Source organism: Arthrobacter sp. MSA 4-2, assembly GCF_016405885.1.
GTDB lineage: Bacteria > Actinomycetota > Actinomycetes > Actinomycetales > Micrococcaceae > Arthrobacter_D.
In genome coordinates, this window is sequence record NZ_JAEKGC010000010.1 from 1 (window position 1) to 18,827 (window position 18,827).

Sequence of the window (18,827 nt, forward strand, 5' to 3'; positions counted from 1 at the left end):
CTCGCCCTGGATGTCGACGTCGAGGCGCCAGTCCAACTTGTCGTAGAACGCCTTGGCGCGCTCCACATCGGCGACGGGAAGAATGATGAGTTCGAGCTTGTAATCCATGGTGCTGTTCCTGACTGGTTGGGTGAATGAGAGGGTGCGTTGGGGATGATCGGCTTCGGCCGGAGGAGTACGAGCAGGACATCTCGTTACTCCTAGCAGAGGACTTGTTGATCCTGTTCACGTATCAACCTAGGGCGGCCGAAGATAATTCCCGCGATCCGCACGACAGCCGGTTTAGGACCCTGGGGAATAAAAGTTGTAGTAACAACTGTTATTACTTGTAGCATCAACAAATGATGCGGAAACCCGAAGGAGTCGACATGACCACCGTAAGCATCCTCGGTAAGGGCAATATGGGCCCGGCCATCGCCCGCATCGTCGAGAAGAGCGGCAATACAGCCGAACTTCTCGGCAGCAGCGACACGGACAAGCCCGTCACCGGCGACATCGTCGTCCTGGCCGTCCCCTACCCCGCCGTCAGCACGATCCTGGCCCAGCGCGGCGGGCAGTTCGCCGGCAAGATTGTCGTTGACGTTACCAATCCGCTCGATTTCGCGACGTTCGACTCCCTGACCGTGCCCGCGGACTCCTCGGCCACCGCCGAGATCCAGGCCGCGCTCCCGGACTCGCGCGTCGTCAAAGGGTTCAGCACCACCTTCGCCGCCACCCTCGCTGAGGGAAACATCGCCGGGCAGCCCACCACCGTACTGCTCGCCGGAGACGACGCTGACGCAAAGTCGCAGCTCGCGGACATCATCAAGGGCGGTGGACTCAAGGCAGTTGACGCCGGTTCGCTGCGCCGCGCCCGCGAAGTGGAGGCGCTCGGCTTCCTGCAGATCACCCTCGCCGCCGGCGAGAAGATCTCCTGGGCCGGCGGCTTCGCCCTTCAGGCCTAGCTGTCCGCCCGTGACGATCGCGCCCAGGGATCCGGGCGGCAGCCGTTCAGGCCGCCGCCCGGTGCGTGCACCCGCAGGCAGGGGCCGTGCGCGGCGGCGTCATCGGTCACACCCTTTCTTGCGAGAATAGAGCCGTGGATACCCGATGGCTGACAGAAGAGGAACTCGCCGCCTGGAAACGGTTTGTCGCCGTCGTCGAACTGCTGCCCGGGGTGCTTGACTCCCAGCTGCGCCGGGACGCGGACCTCACTCACTTCGACTATTACGTGCTCGCCATGCTCTCGGAGGCTCCGGAAGACACCCTGCGCATGACCTCCCTCGCGGCCCAGACGAACGCCACGCTGCCCCGGCTCTCCCACGTTGTGCGGCGGCTCGAGTCCCGCGGCCTGATCGAGCGGTTCCCCTGCCCAGAGGATGCGCGGGCCACCAATGCCAGGTTGACCCCCGAGGGCCGGCGCAAGGTCGTCGCCACCGCCCCCGGCCACGTTGACACGGTGCGCCACCATGTCATCGACGCCCTGACGCCCGAGCAGCTCTCCCAGCTGGCCGTGATCAGCGATGCCCTGCTGCGCCGGATCGACCCGCTCGGCAAGCTGGCCCCGATGTATCACCGCGACGATAGCTAGGCCCGACCGTATCCTCCCCCAGGCGGGCCGCGCTGGGGGCGCCCCGCTTCACCCGCTCCGTTTCAGGGGGATTCCCTATCGGCGCGGGAAGTGCCCAGAAATCCATGAAGCAGCGAAGCCGTCCCCTGCAGGTGATCCTCGGTGGCTCGGAACGCTTCCTCGTGGTCCCCGCGCAGGATAGCCTCGACAATCTTCTGGTGCTGCCGGTTGGAGTGCTCAAGGTTCGGCTCCAGCAGGGGTATGCGGTCCAGCAGGTCGCTGACCCGCGCACGGGCATCAGCCACCGCAGCAACCAAGCTCGGCGAGCCGCTGACTTCCGCAATTGCCACGTGGAACCGAGCATCCTTAGGCCGGTACGCCTCGGCCGGCGCTCCCGCCACCTCCGCTAGCGTATCGAGCAGGTGCCTGCGCTGGGAGGGGGACAGCCTCGCCTTAGCGGCCAGGGACGCCGCCGCCGGCTCGAGCACGCCGCGGAAAATCAGGACGTCCTCCACCTCCTCAGGACCAGGATCCGGGAGCTCTCCGGACTCCGGCGCCCGCCCCTGCGAAACGTAGGTGCCACCGTAACGGCCGCGCTGCACCTCGACATATCCGGCTTTTTGAAGCTCGGCCAGGGCCTCCCGCAGGGTGGCGCGTGATACGCCCAGCAAATCGGCGAGCTCCCGCTCGGGAGGCAACTTATCGCCCGCCGCGAGCACTCCCAGTTTGATGTTTTGCAGCAACCGTTCGATCGTTTCCTCGAAGGCGTTCCCGTGCCGAACCGGGCGAAGAAACCGGGCGGCACCTTCGGAGAGTTCGGCTCCCATGCCACCATCCCTTTCTGGTCCGAAATCAGGCCTATTCCCGATCAGCAGTAGGTCAATTCTGCACCGTTGCGCCAGCGGAAGATGGATTGGTCACTCACAGTTTTCAGGCATTTTTGCTGACCTATTGACGAGCACCGTGATCTCGCTCACACTTAGACCAAAATTTATGGACTATTAACAGACCATTGAGCCTTCAGGTGAGGGAATGCCATGTCAACTTCGGATCGGCAGGACGCGGACCAGAAGTACCTCCAGCAGCGCCAGCTTAAACGCGGGGCCGCCGGGTGGGTGCTGCTGGCCGGCCTCGGAGTGGCCTACGTCATCTCCGGCGACTTTGCAGGATGGAACCTCGGCCTGGCGGAAGGCGGCTGGGGCGGACTCCTGATTGCGTTCGTGCTGATGGGCATCATGTATACCTGCATGGTGTTCGGTCTGGCCGAGCTGTCCTCCACCCTGCCGGCAGCCGGCGCCGGATATGGCTTCGCCCGGCGGGCGCTGGGCCCGCTGGGAGGGTTCGCGACCGGGATGGCAGTACTCATCGAATACGCCGTGGCGCCTGCCGCGATTGCGATCTTCATCGGCGGTTATATTGAGGCCCTCGGGCTCTTCGGGCTGACCAATTCCTGGCCTGTGTACCTGGTGGCGTACGCCATCTTCGTTGGAATCCACCTTCGCGGCGTGGGTGAGGCCCTCCGTCTGATCTTCGGAATCACCGCGATCGCCGTCGTCGCGCTGCTCGCGGTCGTCATCGGCCTCATTCCCCACTTCAGTGTTGGGAACCTCTTCGACATCGTTCCCGACGGATCACCGGCTTCCAGCGCATTCCTGCCGATGGGCATCAGCGGTGTCGTCGCCGCCCTCGTCTACGGGATCTGGTTCTTCCTCGCCATCGAAGGCGTTCCACTCGCCGCCGAGGAGACCGCGGACCCGAAGAGGGACATGCCGCGCGGCATCATCGCCGGCATGCTGATCTTGGTGGTCTTCGGGGCCCTGATGCTCGTCCTGGTTCCCGGCGCTGCCGGGTCGGAGGCCATGAGCACCTCCGACAACCCCCTTCCAGAAGCACTCCGCCTCGCCTACGGCGGCAATTCGATCCTCGCCGAATTTGTTAACTACGCGGGCCTGGCGGGATTGATCGCCAGCTTCTTCTCGATCATCTACGCGTACTCGCGGCAGTTGTTTGCACTCTCACGGGCCGGCTACCTTCCCCGGTGGCTGTCACTGACGGGTAAGCGGCGCACTCCCTACTGGTCGCTGATCGTTCCCGGCACCATCGGGTTCATTCTGGCCGCGGCCACCGGCAACGGTGGGCTTCTCATCAACATCGCCGTCTTCGGTGCCACCGTCTCCTACGTCCTGCTCAACCTCTCCCACATCGTGCTGCGCCGGAAGGAACCGGATCTCCCCCGCGGGTACCGGACACCGGGCGGCGTCGTGACGACCTCCGTAGCGCTGGTCCTGGCCGCCGTCGCCGTCGTCGCGACCTTCGTGGTCGATGTCCTTGCAGCTTCGATCACGGCGGGAATTTTCGGCGCCGCGCTCCTCTACTACTGGTTCTACAGCCGTCACCGCATCGTCACCGGCGCGCCGGAGGAGGAGTTCGCACGACTCGCCGCTGCCGAAGCGGAACTGAAGAAGTGAAGCACTGACGAACTAATCCCTGAGCGCCGCGCCTGTCGGCTTGCTCCGACCAATCCACTAACCAGGACCGAAGCGACGGATATCCAATGACTCATGAAACAGCAAATCCCAAGGCATCGTTGAGCGTCGAAGAGCTGAGGGAGAAGGTTGCTGCCGGTGAAATCGACACCGTGGTGGTCGCCATCACGGATTCCCTGGGTCGGCTCCAGGGCAAGCGCTGCGGGGCACGGTCCTTCCTTGAGGATGTGCTGGGTCACGGCGCGGAAGGCTGCAACTACCTCCTGTCCGTGGACGTGGAGATGAACACCATCGACGGGTACGCGATGTCGTCCTGGGAGAATGGCTATGGGGATATGGTTCTGAGGCCGGACGTCGCGACGCTGCGGATCGTTCCCTGGCTGCCGGGAACGGCGATGGTGCAGTGCGACATCCTCTGGCTCGATGACCGCCCTGTGAGCCAGTCCCCCCGGCAGATCCTCCGGGCCCAGATCGAACGGCTTGAAGCCCTGGGCTACCGCGCCCACATCGGCACCGAACTCGAGTTCATCATGTTCGATGACACGTACGAGGAGGCCTGGAACAAGAAGTACGACGGGCTGACCCCCGCCTCCCGCTACAACGTTGACTACTCGCTCCTTGCCACAGCAAGACTCGAGCCGGTGATCCGCAGCATCCGCACGGGAATGGAGAAGGCCGGCCTGGTCGTGGAGTCGTCCAAGGGCGAGTGCAATTTTGGACAGCAGGAAATCACCTTCCGGTACCGTGAGGCCCTGACCGCCTGCGACAACCACGCCTTCTACAAGCACGGGGCCAAGGAAATCGCCGCCCAACAGGGCAAAAGCATCACGTTCATGGCCAAGTACAACGAACGCGAGGGCAGCTCCTGCCACATCCACTTCAGCCTCACCGACCTGGACGGGAACCCCGTTCTGCCCGGAGACGGCGAGCACGGCTTCAGCCCGGTCATGGAGCATTTCGTCGCCGGCCAGCTGGCCGCAATGAAAGAAATGGCCTACTTCCTGGCCCCCAACATCAACTCCTACAAGCGGTTCGTCGAGGGCAGTTTCGCTCCCACCGCTATCGCGTGGGGCCTGGACAACCGCAGCTGCGCTCTGCGCGTGGTCGGGCATGGACGGGGCCTCCGGGTGGAGAACCGCGTGGGCGGTGGAGACGTCAACCCATACCTCGCCGCCGCTTCGCTCATCGCGGCGGCCATCCACGGCATTGAAAACAAACTCCCGCTCGAACCCATCACCAAGGGGAACGCCTACCAGTCAGGCGCTGACCGGATCCCCACAACCCTGCGGGACTCCCGTGCCCTGCTGGCCGCCAGCGAGATCGCCCGCAAATCCTTCGGCGACGAGGTGGTGGAGCACTACCTGCACGCCGCCGACGTCGAACTGAAGGCCTACGACAGTGTCGTCACCGACTGGGAGCGCAAGCGTGTCTTCGAACGCCTCTGACGCACACCGGCCGCGCATCGGGCTGACGACCTACTACCAGGAGGCCGAGTGGGGGGTGTGGAAGACCGATGCCGCACTCCTCCCGGGCACCTATGTCCAGGCGGTGGCGGCTGCAGGTGGCACGCCAGTCCTGCTGCCACCCGTCGGCACCGATCCATCGATTGTTGATCTGCTCGACGGCCTGATCATCTCGGGCGGGACCGACGTCGGCCCGGAGCACTACGGTGCCGCACCACACGTGCAGACCCGGGCCCAACCCTCCCGGGACCTCCACGACCTGTCCCTGACGCGTGCCGCCCTGGCTGCGGAAGTGCCCCTGTTCTCCATCTGCAGAGGAGCCCAGGTGCTCAACGTCGCGCTCGGCGGAACGCTCATCCAGCACATCCCCGAGGTGAACCCGGAGGCCCGGTACCAGCCGGCACCCGGGGTGTTCGGCGAGGTCGAATTCGCCACCGTACCCGGAAGCATCAGCGAGGACCTCCTAGGACCGCGGGCCTCGGCCCCCTGCTACCACCATCAGGCCCTCGACCAGGTCGCCGCTGGCCTCCGAGTCACCGCGTCAGCAGCCGACGGCACCATCGAAGCCGTCGAGACGACGTCCGGCGGGTGGGTTCTCGGCGTCCAGTTCCACCCGGAGCAGAACCCCGACGACCTGCGGCTGTTCGAAGGATTCATCGAAGCCGCGCGCACCTACCGCAGGACACGAACGGAGGGCATCCATGTCGACCAGCACGTTTGACGTACTGAACCCGGCCACCGAAGAGGTTATCGAAACCGTTGCCCTGGCCAGCCTTGAAGACACCGACCGGGCCATCGACAAAGCCGCGCGGGCCTTTGAGACGTGGCGCCACGTCGTGCCGGCGGACCGGGCTCTGCTCCTGCGCCGTTTCGCCGCGGCGGTTGATGCCGATCTGGAGAATCTCGCCCGGCTGGAGGTCCGCAACGCGGGTCACACCATCAGCAATGCCCGCTGGGAGGCCGGAAACGTCCGGGACGTTCTCGCCTACTACTCCGGCGCACCGGAACGCCATCTCGGCCAGCAGATTCCCGTCGCAGGAGGGGTCAACATCACCTTTCATGAACCCCTCGGCGTCGTAGGGGTTATCGTGCCGTGGAACTTCCCAATGCCCATCGCCGGATGGGGGTTCGCCCCCGCACTAGCGGCCGGCAATACGGTGGTCCTGAAGCCTGCCGAACTGACCCCGCTGACCGCGCTGCGGCTCGGGCAGCTGGCCCGGGAAGCGGGCCTGCCCGAGGGAGTACTGCAAATTCTTCCGGGCAAGGGCTCGGTGGTGGGTGAGCGGTTCGTCACCCACCCATCCGTGCGGAAAGTAGTCTTCACCGGCTCCACCGCAGTGGGCAAGCGGATCATGGCCGGCTGCGCCGACCAGGTCAAACCCGTCACCCTGGAACTTGGCGGCAAGAGCGCCAATGTCATCTTCGCTGACGCCGATCTTGAGGCAGCCGCAACGGCGGCTCCCGGAGCGGCCTTCGACAACGCCGGACAGGACTGCTGCGCGCGCTCTCGGATCCTCGTCGAACACAGCGTGTACGAAAAATTCCTTGAGCTGCTCGAACCGGTGGTGAAGTCCCTGAAGGTCGGCGACCCGCAGGACGAGGCCTCCTTCATGGGTCCGCTGATTTCCGCCGCCCAGCGCGAAGCGGTCTCCGGTTTCGTGCCCTCCGGCACACCGATCGCCTTCCGGGGGCAGGCCCCCGGCGGCAAAGGATTCTGGTTTCCGCCGACGGTCCTGACCCCCTCCCCCGGGGACCGGGTGATGCACGAGGAAATCTTCGGACCGGTCGTCGCCGTGGTTCCCTTTCGGGACGAAGCCGACGCACTTCGACTGGCCAACGATTCAATCTACGGGCTCTCGGGGTCGATCTGGACGAGGGACGTGGGACGGGCGCTTCGCATGGCCCGCGGGCTCGAGTCGGGGAACCTGTCGGTCAACTCCCACTCGTCGGTCCGGTACTCCACGCCGTTTGGAGGTTTCAAGCAGTCGGGGCTGGGCCGGGAACTCGGGCCCGACGCCCTCGACTCCTTCACCGAGACAAAAAACGTTTTTCTAGCCACCGGGCCCTGACGCCCAACCCAACGCCAGCATAAGGAATTCCGAATGACCCAGCAGATCATCTCCCACCGCCTCCAAGGCCGCAGCGCCGTGATCACCGGCGGCGGCAGCGGCATCGGGCTGGCGACCGCCCGCAGGTTCGCCGCGGAGGGAGCCCGGGTCGTCATCGCCGACGTCGACCCGACCTCGGGCCTGCGCGCCGCCGAGGAGGTCGGGGGCCTCTTCGTGAAGGTCGATGTGACAAGCGAAGAGGAGGTCAAGCACCTCTACGCCGTGACCAACGAAACCTATGGGCGGGTGGACATCTCCTTCAACAACGCAGGAATCGCCCTGGCGGCGGACGCTTCGATCCTGGACACCGGCATCGAGGCGTGGCGCAGGGTGCAGGAAGTCAACCTCACGTCCGTGTTCTACTGCTGCAAATACGCCCTCCCCTACATGCAGGCCCAGGGCAAAGGCTCGATCATCAATACGGCGTCGTTCGTCGCTGTTCTGGGAGCGGCGACTTCCCAGATTTCCTACAGCGCCTCCAAGGGCGGAGTCCTCGCCATGAGCCGTGAACTCGGCGTCGAATTCGCCCGGCAGGGGATCCGGGTCAACGCGCTCTGCCCCGGCCCGGTCAACACCCCCCTGCTCAAGGAGCTTTTCGCCAAGGACCCCGAGAAAGCCGCCCGGCGCCTCATCCACGTTCCGGTTGGCCGATTCGCGGAACCGGAGGAACTGGCCGCCGCCGTTGCCTTCCTGGCCAGCGACGATGCCTCGTTCATCACCGCCTCCACCTTCCTGGTCGACGGCGGGATTTCCGGAGCATACGTCACTCCCGAGTGACCCCTGAGGTTCCAGCGGCCGGTTCCGCGGCGTCGATCCCCCGCCGGTACTCCCAATGGGGAACCAGGGTGTCGACGAACGATCCGTAGCGTTCGAAACGGGCCCGGGAGGCCGCCGAGGTCAGGTCGACAACCCGAGCCGTGAGGACCTCCACCACGGCCATGCTCGACACATAGGACTCAAAAGGCCGTGGTGTTCCCACCGAAGCGGGCAGCACCGCACTCGCCACATCCGCCAGGGGGGACAGCCACGGGTCAGTGAAGAGGATGAGTTTCGCACCCTGGTCGACGAGCGCCCGGCCGAGCTTCTCCGTTTCGGCCTCATAGCGCCGGAAGTCGAAGGCGACGGCGGTCGTGCGTTTGTCGGCATCGCACAGGGCCGCCACCCGCTGGGTGCGCGCCTCGTCGACAAACTCCACCCCCGGCCGCAGCTCCTGGAGCATGGCGGCGAGGTGCCGGGCCAGGGACGAACTGAACCACCCGCCGAACACGAGCACCTTCCGGCGTGGATCGGCAAGGAGCTCCGCCGCCGCCGCGAGGTCCTCCGGCGAGAGGCGGTTCAGGGTGTCCGAGATCGCCGAGCCCAGGGTGGCGGAGAAGTCGTCGAGCGCACCGCCCCCGGCACTCGGCGCCTCGGGGTACAGTTCGACCGGCGTCGTCACCCGGGCGACCACCTCGACCTTCACCGCGTCCTGGAAGTCGGCATAGGTGGCGTAGCCGAGGTGGTTCACGAACCGGATCACAGTGGGCCCGCTGACCTGCGCAAGGCGCGCCAGTTTGGTCGAGGATGCGAGCCCCGTTGCCGCCGGCCCGCCGAGCAGGGTGCGCGCCACCTTGCGCTCGGCGGCCGACATCTCGGACAGCTGGCGTCGGATGCTTTCGAACACGGGAAGACCCGCTGGAGCTTCCTGCTCGGACATGCCCTACCTCCGTCGATGCATCCGTTACCTCACTGGCCCGGCCGCCCGGAACTGGAAGTCATGCTACTTTCCGATCCCTGCCTCCATGCCGATTCCTTTGGAAAAATTCCCGCGTCGGGCGAATCACGGGTCCTCAGGACCAGACGTCGCGGCGGAACAGGTCGTCCTCCGTCTCGCCCCGGACGATCAGGCGCGCCCGGCCTCCGGAGACTGCCACCACCGGAGGGCGGGGCGTGTAGTTGTAGTTGCTTGAGAGGACCCAGCAGTAGGCCCCCGTCCCGGGCACGGCGAGGAGGTCCCCGGGGCGCAGGTCGGAGGGCAGGTAGACATCGCGGACGACGATGTCCCCGCTCTCACAGTGCCGACCCACCACCCGCGACAGCGACGCGTCGGCGCCCGAACTGCGGGAGGCCAGGGCCGCGGAGTAGTCCGCTCCGTACAGCAGGGGCCGCGGGTTGTCGCTCATGCCGCCGTCGACGGAAACGTAACGCCGGGGGAACAGGCCGCCCTCGTGCTCGACGGCGTTGGTCTTGAGCGTCCCCACCTCGTACAGGGTGAAGGTTGAACTGCCGACGATGGCGCGCCCGGGTTCGATGGAGATCCGCGGAACCTCGATGTTCAGTCGGCCGCAGGCATCGCCGACCACGCGGGCCATGGCCGAGGCGACGTCCTTCGGGTCCTGCGGGTGATCGGCCATGGTGTACGCGATGCCGTACCCGCCGCCCAGATCCAGTTCCTCGAGCACGCGCCCGTGCTTCGTGCGCATCCCGGCGATGAACTCCAGGAGGCGCTCGGCGGCGAGGGCGAACCCCTCCGACGAGAAGATCTGCGAGCCGATATGGCAGTGGATTCCCAGGAGCCGGATGCCCGCGTCCTGCAGGGCGGCCGCCACCGCGGTCTCGGCGGCGGACGCCCGCCCGTCGACGGAGGCCAGCGAAAGGCCGAACTTCTGGTCCTCGTGCGCCGTTGCGATGAACTCGTGCGTCTCGGCGTGGACACCGGGGGTGAGCCGCAGCAGCACGGGCGCGGTGGTGCCGCGCTCCCGGGCGAGTTCTCCGACGCGCGCCAGTTCCTGGAGGCTGTCGACGATGATCCGGCCAACCCCCATCTCGAGGGCGCGGATCAGTTCGGCGTCGGACTTGTTGTTGCCGTGCAGGCCGAGCTTCGCCCCCTCGATGCCCGCCCGGGCCGCCAGTGCCAGCTCACCGCCCGAGCAGGTGTCCAGCCGCAGCCCTTCCTCGGCCACCCACTTCGCCACCTCGACACAGAGGAATGATTTGCCGGCGTAGTAGACGTCGGCCCCGCCGCACAGCGGTGCGAAGGCTTCATGAAAGGCCGTGCGGAACGCGCGCGCCCGCTGCCGGAAGTCGTCTTCGGACACCACGTAGGCGGGGGTCCCAAACTCCTGGGCCAGCTGCGTCACGCCGACGCCGGCGATGGTCAGCTCCCCCGGCGCCGACCGACTCACGGTGCTTGCCCAGAGCTTGGAGGGCAGGGCATTCAGGTCGGAGGGAGCCTCAAGCCACCGGGGCGCCAGGGGCGACGCGGCCGGCGCCACTGTCTGTTCGATCGTCATATCTGTGTGTGCCTCGTTCCGGTGTCCAGTGATTGCACGGCTCCCCCTTCCGTACCTGCGCGCCTCGCCAGGCACCGGTGAGGGGTCAGGAAGCCGTCGAGAGCTCTTCCGCTTCGATGACCTCGGCGGCGTCGATGACCATCGGGTTGAGGACCCGGTGCAGGAAGGACTGGGTGCGCTCCTCCTGGGGGTTGCCGATGACCTCCTGGGCGAGCCCCTGCTCGACGATGTAGCCGCCGTCCATGAAGACCACCCGGTCCGCGACCTCACGGGCGAAGGCCATTTCGTGGGTGACGATGACCATGGTCATGCCTTCGTTGGCGAGCGACTTCATGACGGCCAGGACCTCGCCGACAAGCTCGGGGTCAAGTGCCGACGTAGGTTCGTCGAACAGCATGAGCTGCGGCTCCATCGAAAGCGACCGCGCGATCGCCACGCGCTGCTGCTGGCCGCCGGAAAGCTGACCGGGGTACGCATCTTCCTTATGGGACATGCCCACCCGGTGCAGGTTGAGGCGCGCGGTAGCGATCGCGTCCTCCTTGCGCCGCTTCAGGACCTTGATCTGGGCAACGGTGAGGTTCTCGAGGACGGTCAGGTGCGGGAAGAGGTTGAATGACTGGAACACCATGCCGATGCGCCGGCGGATGCGGTCCAGGTCGGCATCGGGGTGCGTCACCTCGTCCGGCCCGACGAGGACGGTTCCGGAGGTCGGGACCTCCAGGAGGTTGACGCAGCGCAGCAGGGTCGATTTCCCCGAGCCGGAGGGACCGATGATGCAGACGACTTCCCCGGGTTCGATCTCGAGGGAGATGTCCTTGAGTACGTCATTGGAGCCGAAGCTCTTCTTGAGGTTGCGGATCGAGATGGCGTGCGAGCCTGGTGCCGGGATCGGTTGGGTAGGCATGGTCAGCGTGCTTTCGCGTAGCGGGCTTCGAGCTTGCGCACGAGGCCGGACAGGGGAAGGGTGATCGCCAGGTAGCAAAGGGCGGCGACGATCAGCGGGGTGGCGTTCACGGAGCGGTTCAGGAAGTCCTGCGCGAACTTCGTCAGTTCGTACTGTGCGGCCGTGACCCCGAGGACGTAGACGAGAGACGAGTCCTTGACCAGGAGGATCATTTCGTTGGTGAGCGGCGGGATCACGACCCGGAAGGCCTGCGGGATGACGATCGTCGCCATCGTGCGGGTGTGGCTCATGCCGAGGGTGCGGGCCGCCTCAAGCTGCCCCTTCGGGACGGCCTGGATGCCGGCCCTGAAGGTCTCCGCCATGTAGGCGGCCGCGGTGATGCCGAGGCCGACCATCACCATGCCGTATTTGTCGCCGGGGAACTGGAACCCCGGGAAGGCGTTGGGGATGCCGTAGGCGACCATGAAGAGGACGACGAGGGCAGGTACCCCGCGGAAAAACTCGACGTACGCGCCGGCGAACCACCGGTAGGCCGCAACCGAACTCAGCCTCATCACGGCCAGCAGCAGCCCGACGACGAACGCGAAGATGAAGGCAAGGGCCGCGTAGATGATGGTGTTCACCAGGCCGATGAGGATCACCCGCGGCAGCATCCGCTCGAGGATGTCGAACCTCAGGAAGGCCGCGCTGAAGGTTGCCCAGTCCGTCATGAACGCCAGGAGGCCGATGACAGCGATCCCGAGGGCGTATTGGACGCCGAGGGAGAGGCGGGCTCTCTGCCGGCGTGTCAGCCGCGGCGCTGCGACCTCGGTGGCGGGATAGGTGGTCTGTGTGCTCATGGTTTCCTCACTGGTGCTGCACGTGGTCCGGTTCCGGCCCGCGGCGGCCGGGGCCGCCGCGGGCGGGCCGATCAGCTCTTCGGAACGTCCCCGATCCATTCCTTGTAGATCTCGTCGTAGCTGCCGTCGCTCTTGGCCTCCGCAAGCACCTCGTCCACGACTTTCTTGAGCGCCGTGTTGCCCAGCTTCATACCGAGGCCGTACTGCTCCCCGGTGTCGAACTGGGTGCTGATGCTTGCCTTGCCGGGGTTGGTCTTCAGCGCCTCGGTCCAGACGGGCAGGTCGTTGATGGCTGCGTCCACCTGACCGGTCATCAGTGCCTGCGTCAGTGAGGCGAGGTCCTGGAACTCGATGATTTCGCACCCGCACTCGGGGTGGGCCTGCGCGTAGTCGAGGCCGGTGGTGGCCGACTGGGCGCCCAGCTTCTTGCCCTCCAACTCCTCGAGGGACTTGACGTCCGCGCCGTCCGGGACCAGCAGGGCCTGGGTCGCATCGAAGTACGGCTCGGAGAAAAGGATTGCTTCCTTCCGGGCGTCGGTGATCGTCATGCCGGCGGCGGCGATGTCGCATTTGCCGGTGGCCATGTCCTCGCCGGACTTGATCCCCTCAAAGGGCGTGTCGATGATGGCCGTCTGGGCACCGAGCCGCTTCGCCACGAGGTTGACCAGGTCGATGTCGAACCCGACGGTCTTACCGGAATCATCGTTGACCTGGAAAGGGGCAAACGGAAGGTGCGTGCAGACTGTCAGCTTGCCCGGGGCGACGAGGGAGACGCCGTCGGCCTTGCCTGCCGAGGCATCCGGGGCGGCGGCGGACGGGCTTCCGCAGGCGGTGAGCGCCAACGCGCACATCGCGGCGAGGGCGGCAAATTTGGACCTTCCGTGCAACTGCATGGGTCTCCTTCGTGCTGGCCGGACGTGGGTCGGCCGAGGCGGAATTGGCTGGCACAGCGGGCATTCCGGGGCTTTCCATCGCGGAGGAGGCTTCGGAAGCCGCCCGTCGTTGTCGGTCCCGGGACCCTGGCCGCCCCCGGTGTGGGGACGGTCACATCGTGCGTGAATCGAGTATGAACTCATTTACCCTGAGCAGCAAACCGAATCCGAAGAATGATTCGATTCAAGAACTGGAAGGCACGCCTGTCGAACCCGTCATAGGCCCGGATCCTGTTCGCATGCCGAACCGCCCCTTACAGTCAGGCATGACTAAAATGCGCCGGCGGTTGTCTTACGCCCTGGTTTTCCTAGCCGGTGGTGTCCTCTACTTCCTGCTCAAGGTGGCGTTCGGAGAGGCGCCGGCCGATGCGGCACTGTCGGCGGCCTTCTTCACCATCACCCTCGCGATCGCTATGGCATTCGTGGTCCGCTGGCAGCGCCGGTCCCTGCGGAGGGTTGCAGAGCGAGGGCAATTTGTGTGTTCTATCCGCCGCCCCGAGGCCCCCAAAGGGGACGGTTTTCGAAAGTGGAACTACGGCCTAGTGACGCCGACAGCGGGTGGCTTGACCTTCCAGCCGGTGCTCGGGACAACGACCATCCACCGAGGGAACCCAATCAGGATCGGCCTGCGGCCTTCCGCCGGTGCCGCCCGCTTCGCACCGAGCAGGTGGGACAAGTTCAACAGCCTTGGGCCCGAGGTGGTGATCCTCCCCCTTCAAGCCGCTGATGGGCGGGTCGAAGTGGCGGGCCGGACGGCCACTCTCGACAGGATTCAAGAGGCCCTTGCGGGATCCGAATCCCCGGACGGCGGGACGAATTGAGCCGCGCGCGGCGCTGGGCACCGCCGATCGTGACGCGTTACTGTAATCTACCGCCGCGGCCGCAGCAACGAGCACGTATCTTCCGCGGAACCGCGCGGCCCTGGCCGCAGCACCGGCCATCCCATAGGGGGCGGCTCTGGTGACCGGTCGGTGCCCGACGTAGGCTTTCCGCCATGACGGAGGTCGAGGGCGTGGCCTGCGGCAGGCTGGTGTCACTGAACGTTGGAGTCCCCAAGGGCGTCTCCTGGCAGGGAAAGACGGTGCACACCGGCGTCTACAAGAGCCCGGTGGAGCGGCCGCTGATGGTCCGCAGGCTCAATATCGACGGTGACGGCCAGGGCGACCTGCACGGGCACGGCGGTGAGCAGCGGGCGGTGCTGGTCTACCAGCGGCAGTCCTACGAGCACTGGTCCGGCTTCCTCGGCCGCGGCGATCTGACGCCCGGCTCCTTCGGTGAGAATTTCACCATCGACGGGCTGCCCGACGACGAAGTGTGCATCGGGGACCGCTACCGCATCGGGGAGGCGGAATTCGAGGTGACCCAGCCCCGCGTCACCTGCTTCCGCGTGGGCATGCGGCTCGGGGAACCGCGGATGCCCGCACTCCTGGTGGACCACCGCCGTCCCGGGTTCTACCTGCGGGTTATCACCGAGGGCGAAGTCCGCCCCGGTGACCCGATTCTTCGAACGCTCAACGGGCCCCACCGGCTGACGGTCGCGGAGACCGACGCGCTGCTGTACCTTCCGAACCGCTCGCAGGACGCACTGCGGAGGGCCGTTGACATTCCGGCCCTGAGCCCCGGCTGGCAGCAGTCCTTCCAGGACCTGCTGGACACCGACCTGGCCAAGGCCACTGTGACCGGGGCGCCCGTCGAGGAGCCCGGCTGGAGCGGATTCCGCCCCATGACGATCACGAAGACCGTCCCCGAAACCCCGACCATCACCTCGGTGTACCTTCGCGCGGGCGACGACGTTCCACTGGGACCGATCATCCCCGGCCAGTACCTCACCCTCCGCGTGTCCGTGAACGAGGCAGTGTCCGTCCGCAGCTACTCCATCTCTGACGCCCCCGACCCGCACACCTACCGGATCAGCGTGAGGCAGGAGGAACACGGCCTGGTGAGCCGCTACCTCCACGGGGGCGTGCTGGTGGGCGGAACCATCGATGTTGCCGCCCCCCGCGGGCAGTTTCGGCTCCACGCCGGAACGGGTCCGGCGCTCCTCGTCTCGGCCGGGGTCGGCGCGACCCCGCTGGTCCCAATGCTCCAGGAGTTCGCCCGCACCGGCAGCGACAGGGAGATCTGGTGGATCCACGTCGCCCGGAACCCCAGCGAGCACGTTTTCGCCGCGGAGGTGCGGGGACACCTGAACCGGCTTCCCCACGCCCACAGCGCCATCTTCTACACCCGGGCAGCGACTCCCGTGGCGGACTCGTTCAGCGGCCGGCCGACCGTCGACCAGCTTCGGGCTCTGGGGGTTCCCGCGGGCGCGGCGGCCTATCTCTGCGGTCCGCCCGCCTTCATCGGCAGCATGACGGATGCGCTCACCGACCTCGGCGTCGACGCCGGGTTGATCTACTCCGAACTGTTCAGCACCCTGCCGCCGATCAATCCCGGCCTTGTCGATGCCCCCACCGCTCCCCCGCACCAGCCCGCCGGTGAGCCCGGCACCGGGCCCGCGGTGACGTTCGCCCGAAGCGGCCTCACCGCCCTGTGGCGCGCGGGCGACACGTCCCTGCTCGAACTGGCCGAAGCCTGTGACGTGCCCACCCGGTGGTCCTGCCGCACCGGGGTGTGCCACACCTGCCTCACGGCGGTCATCTCAGGGAAGGTGGCCTACCAGCCCGATCCCCTCGAAACTCCGGCCGACAGCCAGGCACTCATCTGCTGCGCCCGGCCCACCGAAGACCTCGTGCTCGACAGCTGAGCACCAGCTCCCTCCGCTCCGTCACGGGCCTTCAGCCCGGCAGGTCGACCAGGTAGCTCCTCATCTCCGTGACCTTGGCCGTCTTCACTGCCGAGGCGAACCTCAGCACGTGGCAGAAGGCCTGCCTCCGTCCGTTCCGAAAGGTCAGGACGCCATCGATGCTGCCCTCCCTACCGTGGGTCAGGATCGACGCCAGCTCGATGGTGGCCACTTCGCCCTGGCCGGAGAGCCTGTCGGTCAGCTGGCTGACTCCTTCGATCGTCCCAGCGCCGGCCAGGTCCCAGCGCACCTTCTCGGCGAGCAGTTCGGTCAGCTGCGACCCGTTGACCTCGGCGAGGGCGAGCACGAGGTCCCGGATGACAAGCTGACGGGGTGCATTGCCGCAGCCGGCCGGTTCGGTCAGGGCGATCATCGGCATTCATTCCCTCGTCCTCGTGGCGGTCGGTTCGAGGCTACACCGTCGGCGGGCAGTCGTCAGAGCAGGGTCGCACCGGCCGCGGAGATGCCGCCGAGGACGGTAGTGAGGCGGGCGAGGGTGTCCGGATGCAGGAGAGTCCTGGCGGCGTCGACGTTCTCCAGGATGTGTGCTGGCGTGCGGCTTCCGGGGATGGGCACAACCGCCGGATCCTGGGCGAGGAGCCAAGCCAGGGCCAGCTGACCGGGGGTCAGGCCGAGTTCGTGGGCGGTTGACCGGATGGGCGCGAAGCGGTCGTTGTTCACCGCCAGGTTCTCGTCCGAGAAACGAGGAGCGTTGCGGCGGAAGTCGCCGTCGTCGATCCGGGTGACGCTGCCGGTTAGGAATCCCCCTCCGAGCGGGGACCAGGCGACGAATCCCACGCCAAGCTCGCGCCCGGCCCGGAACAACTCGGGGTCGATGGGACGCCACATCGACCATTCGGTCTGCACGGCAGTGATGGGGTGGACGGCGTGGGCGGCCCGGAGGTGTTCCGCCGTGGCGTTCGACAGACCAATAGACCTCACCAGCCCGGCGTCGACGAGGTCGGCCACCGCCCCAACGGTCTCCTCGATCGGAATCCGCGGGTCCGGAAAATGGGGGTAGTAGAGGTCGATGTAGTCGGTTCCTAGTTCACGCAGGCTCTGTTCGGCGTAGGCACGGACATACCGGGGATCGGCATTGACTGCCAGTTCACCAAAGGTGAACCCCACCGAAAAGCGGTGCGGTTCGGCTCCGGGAAGCATCCGGAAGCCGAACTTGGTGGCGACAACGACGTCCTCCCTCCGTCCGGCGATGGCCCTGCCCACCAACCGCTCGTTGTGCCCGTCCGGACCGTAGCCGTCGCTGGTGTCGATGAAGGTAGACCCTGCGTCGATGGCCGCCTGGAGGGCTCGCACGCCCCGTGGTTCGTCGACCTCGCCGTACATTCCGGGGCTGAGGACCATCGCACCGAATCCGATGGCCGGCACCCGGAGCGGTCCGAGTGCGCGGGCCGGCAGCGGGAAGGCACCGGGCGAAGGGGCCGGCGCCGTGGAATCGACGGAGGCGGCTGCGGTGGATGCGTTGAGGTTCATGATGTTTCCTATTCCTGATGACCGGTTGGATGACCGACTCCAGAGTGCATCCGAGGGAGGTTCGGCCACCAAGACCAGCAGGTATGCCGATGCGGCATATCCTTCCCGTATGGACGTTCACCTGCGCGACCTCCGGGCCTTGATCGCCGTCGCAGAGGAGGAGAGCATCACGCGGGCCGCCGAGCGGTTGTTCATCGCCCAGCCGGCCCTGTCCAAGCAGCTTCGCTCGCTCGAACGACAACTGGGCTTTCCCGTCCTCGACCGGCATCCCCGCGGGGTGGTGCTCACCGCTGCCGGGCAGACCCTGGTCGCCGCCGCGAGGGACATCGTCGCCCGCTGGGATGAGGCACTCGGCAGATTTCCGGACCGCGGCGACGGCCGGCCGGATTGTCATCGGCATGCAGACCGCCGTCGGCCGCGGACTGCAAAAGAGCGCGCTGGCGCGGTTCCGGGAACTGAGCCCGGGCGTGATCCCCTCCCTAAGGCTCGTGAGCTGGAGCGACCCAAGCGCCGGGCTCGACGACGGAACCAGCGACGTCGCCTTCCTGTGGCTGCCCGCGCCCTCCGACGATCTTGACGTCCTCCCCATCGTCCGGGAACGGCGGTGTGTCGCCCTGCCGTCCGACCATCCCCTGGCGCGGCAGGAACGGGTCGCCTTCGCCGACCTGCTCGAGGAACCGATCATTGCCCTGCCCCCCGAAGCCGGAACCCTGCGGGACTTCTGGATCGCCGCACCGGAGCGGAACGGCAGGCCTGCGGTCATCGGCGCGACCGCCGAGACCCCCGACGCCGTCTTCGAGGCGGTCGCCTCCGGGCTCGGGGTGGTGCTGCTGTCCGAGGGCAACGCGCATCTCTACAGCCGTTCCGAGGTCAGCATCCGTCCGGTCGACGGCCTGCCGCCGGCCGTCTTGGCGCTGGCCTGGCGGCGGACCGACCGACGTTCCCTCGTCGCCGCCTTTGTGCGCGCCGTCGACGAACAACTGGGATAGCTCCGGCAG

The 18,827-nt window shown here is 66.7% G+C and carries 18 protein-coding genes and 1 pseudogene; 11 read left to right on the forward strand and 8 right to left on the reverse strand.

Annotation, left to right across the window (positions count from 1 at the left end):
* Positions 1-368: 368 nt before the first annotated feature.
* Positions 369-944 carry an NADPH-dependent F420 reductase gene (locus I6N91_RS11995; protein WP_198812818.1) on the forward strand — a complete coding sequence of 192 codons (576 nt, stop codon included), beginning with the start codon at positions 369-371 and terminating at the stop codon, positions 942-944.
* A 134-nt stretch (positions 945-1,078) separates the two neighbouring features.
* Positions 1,079-1,570 (forward strand): MarR family winged helix-turn-helix transcriptional regulator, encoded by a 492-nt coding sequence (locus I6N91_RS12000; protein ID WP_198812819.1) that lies wholly within the window; start codon positions 1,079-1,081, stop codon positions 1,568-1,570.
* Between the two features lie 62 nt (positions 1,571-1,632).
* Here the strand turns inward: I6N91_RS12000 and I6N91_RS12005 are convergent, their stop codons facing one another.
* A complete protein-coding gene (locus I6N91_RS12005) occupies positions 1,633-2,376 on the reverse strand; it encodes a FadR/GntR family transcriptional regulator (protein WP_198812821.1) in 744 nt (247 codons plus the stop codon).
* Positions 2,377-2,586: 210 nt separating this feature from the next.
* Here I6N91_RS12005 and eat point away from each other — a divergent pair, with 210 nt between their 5' ends.
* The 5 genes from eat to I6N91_RS12030 all read left to right on the forward strand — a co-directional run bounded on the left by eat (position 2,587) and on the right by I6N91_RS12030 (position 8,383).
* Entirely contained in the window at positions 2,587-4,017 is a 1,431-nt protein-coding gene (gene eat / locus I6N91_RS12010; protein ID WP_198812823.1) for an ethanolamine permease, read from the forward strand.
* Between the two features lie 86 nt (positions 4,018-4,103).
* Complete coding sequence (locus tag I6N91_RS12015) at positions 4,104-5,480, forward strand: glutamine synthetase family protein (RefSeq protein ID WP_198812826.1); 1,377 nt, start codon at positions 4,104-4,106, stop codon at positions 5,478-5,480.
* Positions 5,461-6,219: a gamma-glutamyl-gamma-aminobutyrate hydrolase family protein gene (locus I6N91_RS12020; protein WP_307843342.1), complete on the forward strand. Its 759-nt coding sequence runs from the start codon at positions 5,461-5,463 to the stop codon at positions 6,217-6,219. The genes I6N91_RS12015 and I6N91_RS12020 overlap by 20 nt, the downstream gene beginning before the upstream one ends.
* Positions 6,200-7,567: an aldehyde dehydrogenase gene (locus I6N91_RS12025; protein WP_198812828.1), complete on the forward strand. Its 1,368-nt coding sequence runs from the start codon at positions 6,200-6,202 to the stop codon at positions 7,565-7,567. Before I6N91_RS12020 ends, I6N91_RS12025 begins: the two co-directional genes overlap by 20 nt.
* A 33-nt stretch (positions 7,568-7,600) precedes the next feature.
* A complete protein-coding gene (locus I6N91_RS12030; RefSeq protein ID WP_233091804.1) occupies positions 7,601-8,383 on the forward strand; it encodes a 3-oxoacyl-ACP reductase in 783 nt (260 codons plus the stop codon).
* Here I6N91_RS12030 and I6N91_RS12035 read toward each other — a convergent pair.
* The 5 genes from I6N91_RS12035 to I6N91_RS12055 form a co-directional block, all read right to left on the reverse strand.
* On the reverse strand, positions 8,370-9,302 hold the full coding sequence (locus tag I6N91_RS12035; RefSeq protein ID WP_198812830.1) for a MurR/RpiR family transcriptional regulator: 933 nt from the start codon (positions 9,300-9,302) through the stop codon (positions 8,370-8,372). The genes I6N91_RS12030 and I6N91_RS12035 overlap by 14 nt on opposite strands.
* 133 nt (positions 9,303-9,435) lie before the next feature.
* A complete protein-coding gene (gene lysA / locus I6N91_RS12040; RefSeq protein WP_198812832.1) occupies positions 9,436-10,878 on the reverse strand; it encodes a diaminopimelate decarboxylase in 1,443 nt (480 codons plus the stop codon).
* Between the two features lie 85 nt (positions 10,879-10,963).
* Entirely contained in the window at positions 10,964-11,782 is an 819-nt protein-coding gene (locus tag I6N91_RS12045) for an amino acid ABC transporter ATP-binding protein (protein ID WP_198812834.1), read from the reverse strand.
* A 2-nt stretch (positions 11,783-11,784) separates the two neighbouring features.
* On the reverse strand, positions 11,785-12,621 hold the full coding sequence (locus tag I6N91_RS12050; RefSeq protein WP_133404209.1) for an amino acid ABC transporter permease: 837 nt from the start codon (positions 12,619-12,621) through the stop codon (positions 11,785-11,787).
* Positions 12,622-12,692: 71 nt separating this feature from the next.
* The gene (locus I6N91_RS12055; protein ID WP_198812835.1) at positions 12,693-13,514 is read right to left on the reverse strand and encodes an ABC transporter substrate-binding protein; all 822 of its coding nucleotides are present in this window, start codon (positions 13,512-13,514) and stop codon (positions 12,693-12,695) included.
* A 158-nt stretch (positions 13,515-13,672) separates the two neighbouring features.
* Here I6N91_RS12055 and I6N91_RS12060 point away from each other — a divergent pair, with 158 nt between their 5' ends.
* Both I6N91_RS12060 and I6N91_RS12065 read left to right on the forward strand, forming a co-directional pair.
* A complete protein-coding gene (locus I6N91_RS12060; RefSeq protein WP_198812838.1) occupies positions 13,673-14,374 on the forward strand; it encodes a hypothetical protein in 702 nt (233 codons plus the stop codon).
* Positions 14,375-14,547: 173 nt separating this feature from the next.
* Positions 14,548-16,299 carry an MOSC and FAD-binding oxidoreductase domain-containing protein gene (locus I6N91_RS12065; protein ID WP_198812840.1) on the forward strand — a complete coding sequence of 584 codons (1,752 nt, stop codon included), beginning with the start codon at positions 14,548-14,550 and terminating at the stop codon, positions 16,297-16,299.
* Between the two features lie 31 nt (positions 16,300-16,330).
* Here the strand turns inward: I6N91_RS12065 and I6N91_RS12070 are convergent, their stop codons facing one another.
* Positions 16,331-16,717 (reverse strand): hypothetical protein, encoded by a 387-nt coding sequence (locus I6N91_RS12070; protein ID WP_198812842.1) that lies wholly within the window; start codon positions 16,715-16,717, stop codon positions 16,331-16,333.
* A 56-nt stretch (positions 16,718-16,773) separates the two neighbouring features.
* Entirely contained in the window at positions 16,774-17,829 is a 1,056-nt protein-coding gene (locus I6N91_RS12075) for an aldo/keto reductase (RefSeq protein WP_198812844.1), read from the reverse strand.
* 109 nt (positions 17,830-17,938) lie between these two features.
* Between I6N91_RS12075 and I6N91_RS17610 the strand changes: the two are divergent.
* Positions 17,939-18,118, forward strand: a pseudogene (locus tag I6N91_RS17610) (LysR family transcriptional regulator); the annotation flags it as partial.
* 52 nt (positions 18,119-18,170) lie between these two features.
* Positions 18,171-18,818, forward strand: coding sequence for a LysR family substrate-binding domain-containing protein (locus I6N91_RS12080; protein ID WP_233091805.1), 648 nt, complete (start codon positions 18,171-18,173; stop codon positions 18,816-18,818).
* Positions 18,819-18,827 lie beyond the last annotated feature (9 nt).

Bases quoted from the DNA above. Each gene is read 5' to 3' on its own strand.
- I6N91_RS11995 (WP_198812818.1), top strand. From the start codon at position 369: ATGACCACCGTAAGCATCCTCGGTAAGGGCAATATGGGCCCGGCCATC.
- I6N91_RS12005 (WP_198812821.1), bottom strand. From the start codon at position 2,376: ATGGGAGCCGAACTCTCCGAAGGTGCCGCCCGGTTTCTTCGCCCGGTT.
- eat (WP_198812823.1), top strand. From the start codon at position 2,587: ATGTCAACTTCGGATCGGCAGGACGCGGACCAGAAGTACCTCCAGCAG.
- I6N91_RS12015 (WP_198812826.1), top strand. From the start codon at position 4,104: ATGACTCATGAAACAGCAAATCCCAAGGCATCGTTGAGCGTCGAAGAG.
- I6N91_RS12025 (WP_198812828.1), top strand. From the start codon at position 6,200: ATGTCGACCAGCACGTTTGACGTACTGAACCCGGCCACCGAAGAGGTT.
- I6N91_RS12030 (WP_233091804.1), top strand. From the start codon at position 7,601: ATGACCCAGCAGATCATCTCCCACCGCCTCCAAGGCCGCAGCGCCGTG.
- I6N91_RS12035 (WP_198812830.1), bottom strand. From the start codon at position 9,302: ATGTCCGAGCAGGAAGCTCCAGCGGGTCTTCCCGTGTTCGAAAGCATC.
- lysA (WP_198812832.1), bottom strand. From the start codon at position 10,878: ATGACGATCGAACAGACAGTGGCGCCGGCCGCGTCGCCCCTGGCGCCC.
- I6N91_RS12045 (WP_198812834.1), bottom strand. From the start codon at position 11,782: ATGCCTACCCAACCGATCCCGGCACCAGGCTCGCACGCCATCTCGATC.
- I6N91_RS12050 (WP_133404209.1), bottom strand. From the start codon at position 12,621: ATGAGCACACAGACCACCTATCCCGCCACCGAGGTCGCAGCGCCGCGG.
- I6N91_RS12055 (WP_198812835.1), bottom strand. From the start codon at position 13,514: ATGCAGTTGCACGGAAGGTCCAAATTTGCCGCCCTCGCCGCGATGTGC.
- I6N91_RS12065 (WP_198812840.1), top strand. From the start codon at position 14,548: ATGACGGAGGTCGAGGGCGTGGCCTGCGGCAGGCTGGTGTCACTGAAC.
- I6N91_RS12070 (WP_198812842.1), bottom strand. From the start codon at position 16,717: ATGCCGATGATCGCCCTGACCGAACCGGCCGGCTGCGGCAATGCACCC.
- I6N91_RS12075 (WP_198812844.1), bottom strand. From the start codon at position 17,829: ATGAACCTCAACGCATCCACCGCAGCCGCCTCCGTCGATTCCACGGCG.
- I6N91_RS12080 (WP_233091805.1), top strand. From the start codon at position 18,171: ATGAGGCACTCGGCAGATTTCCGGACCGCGGCGACGGCCGGCCGGATT.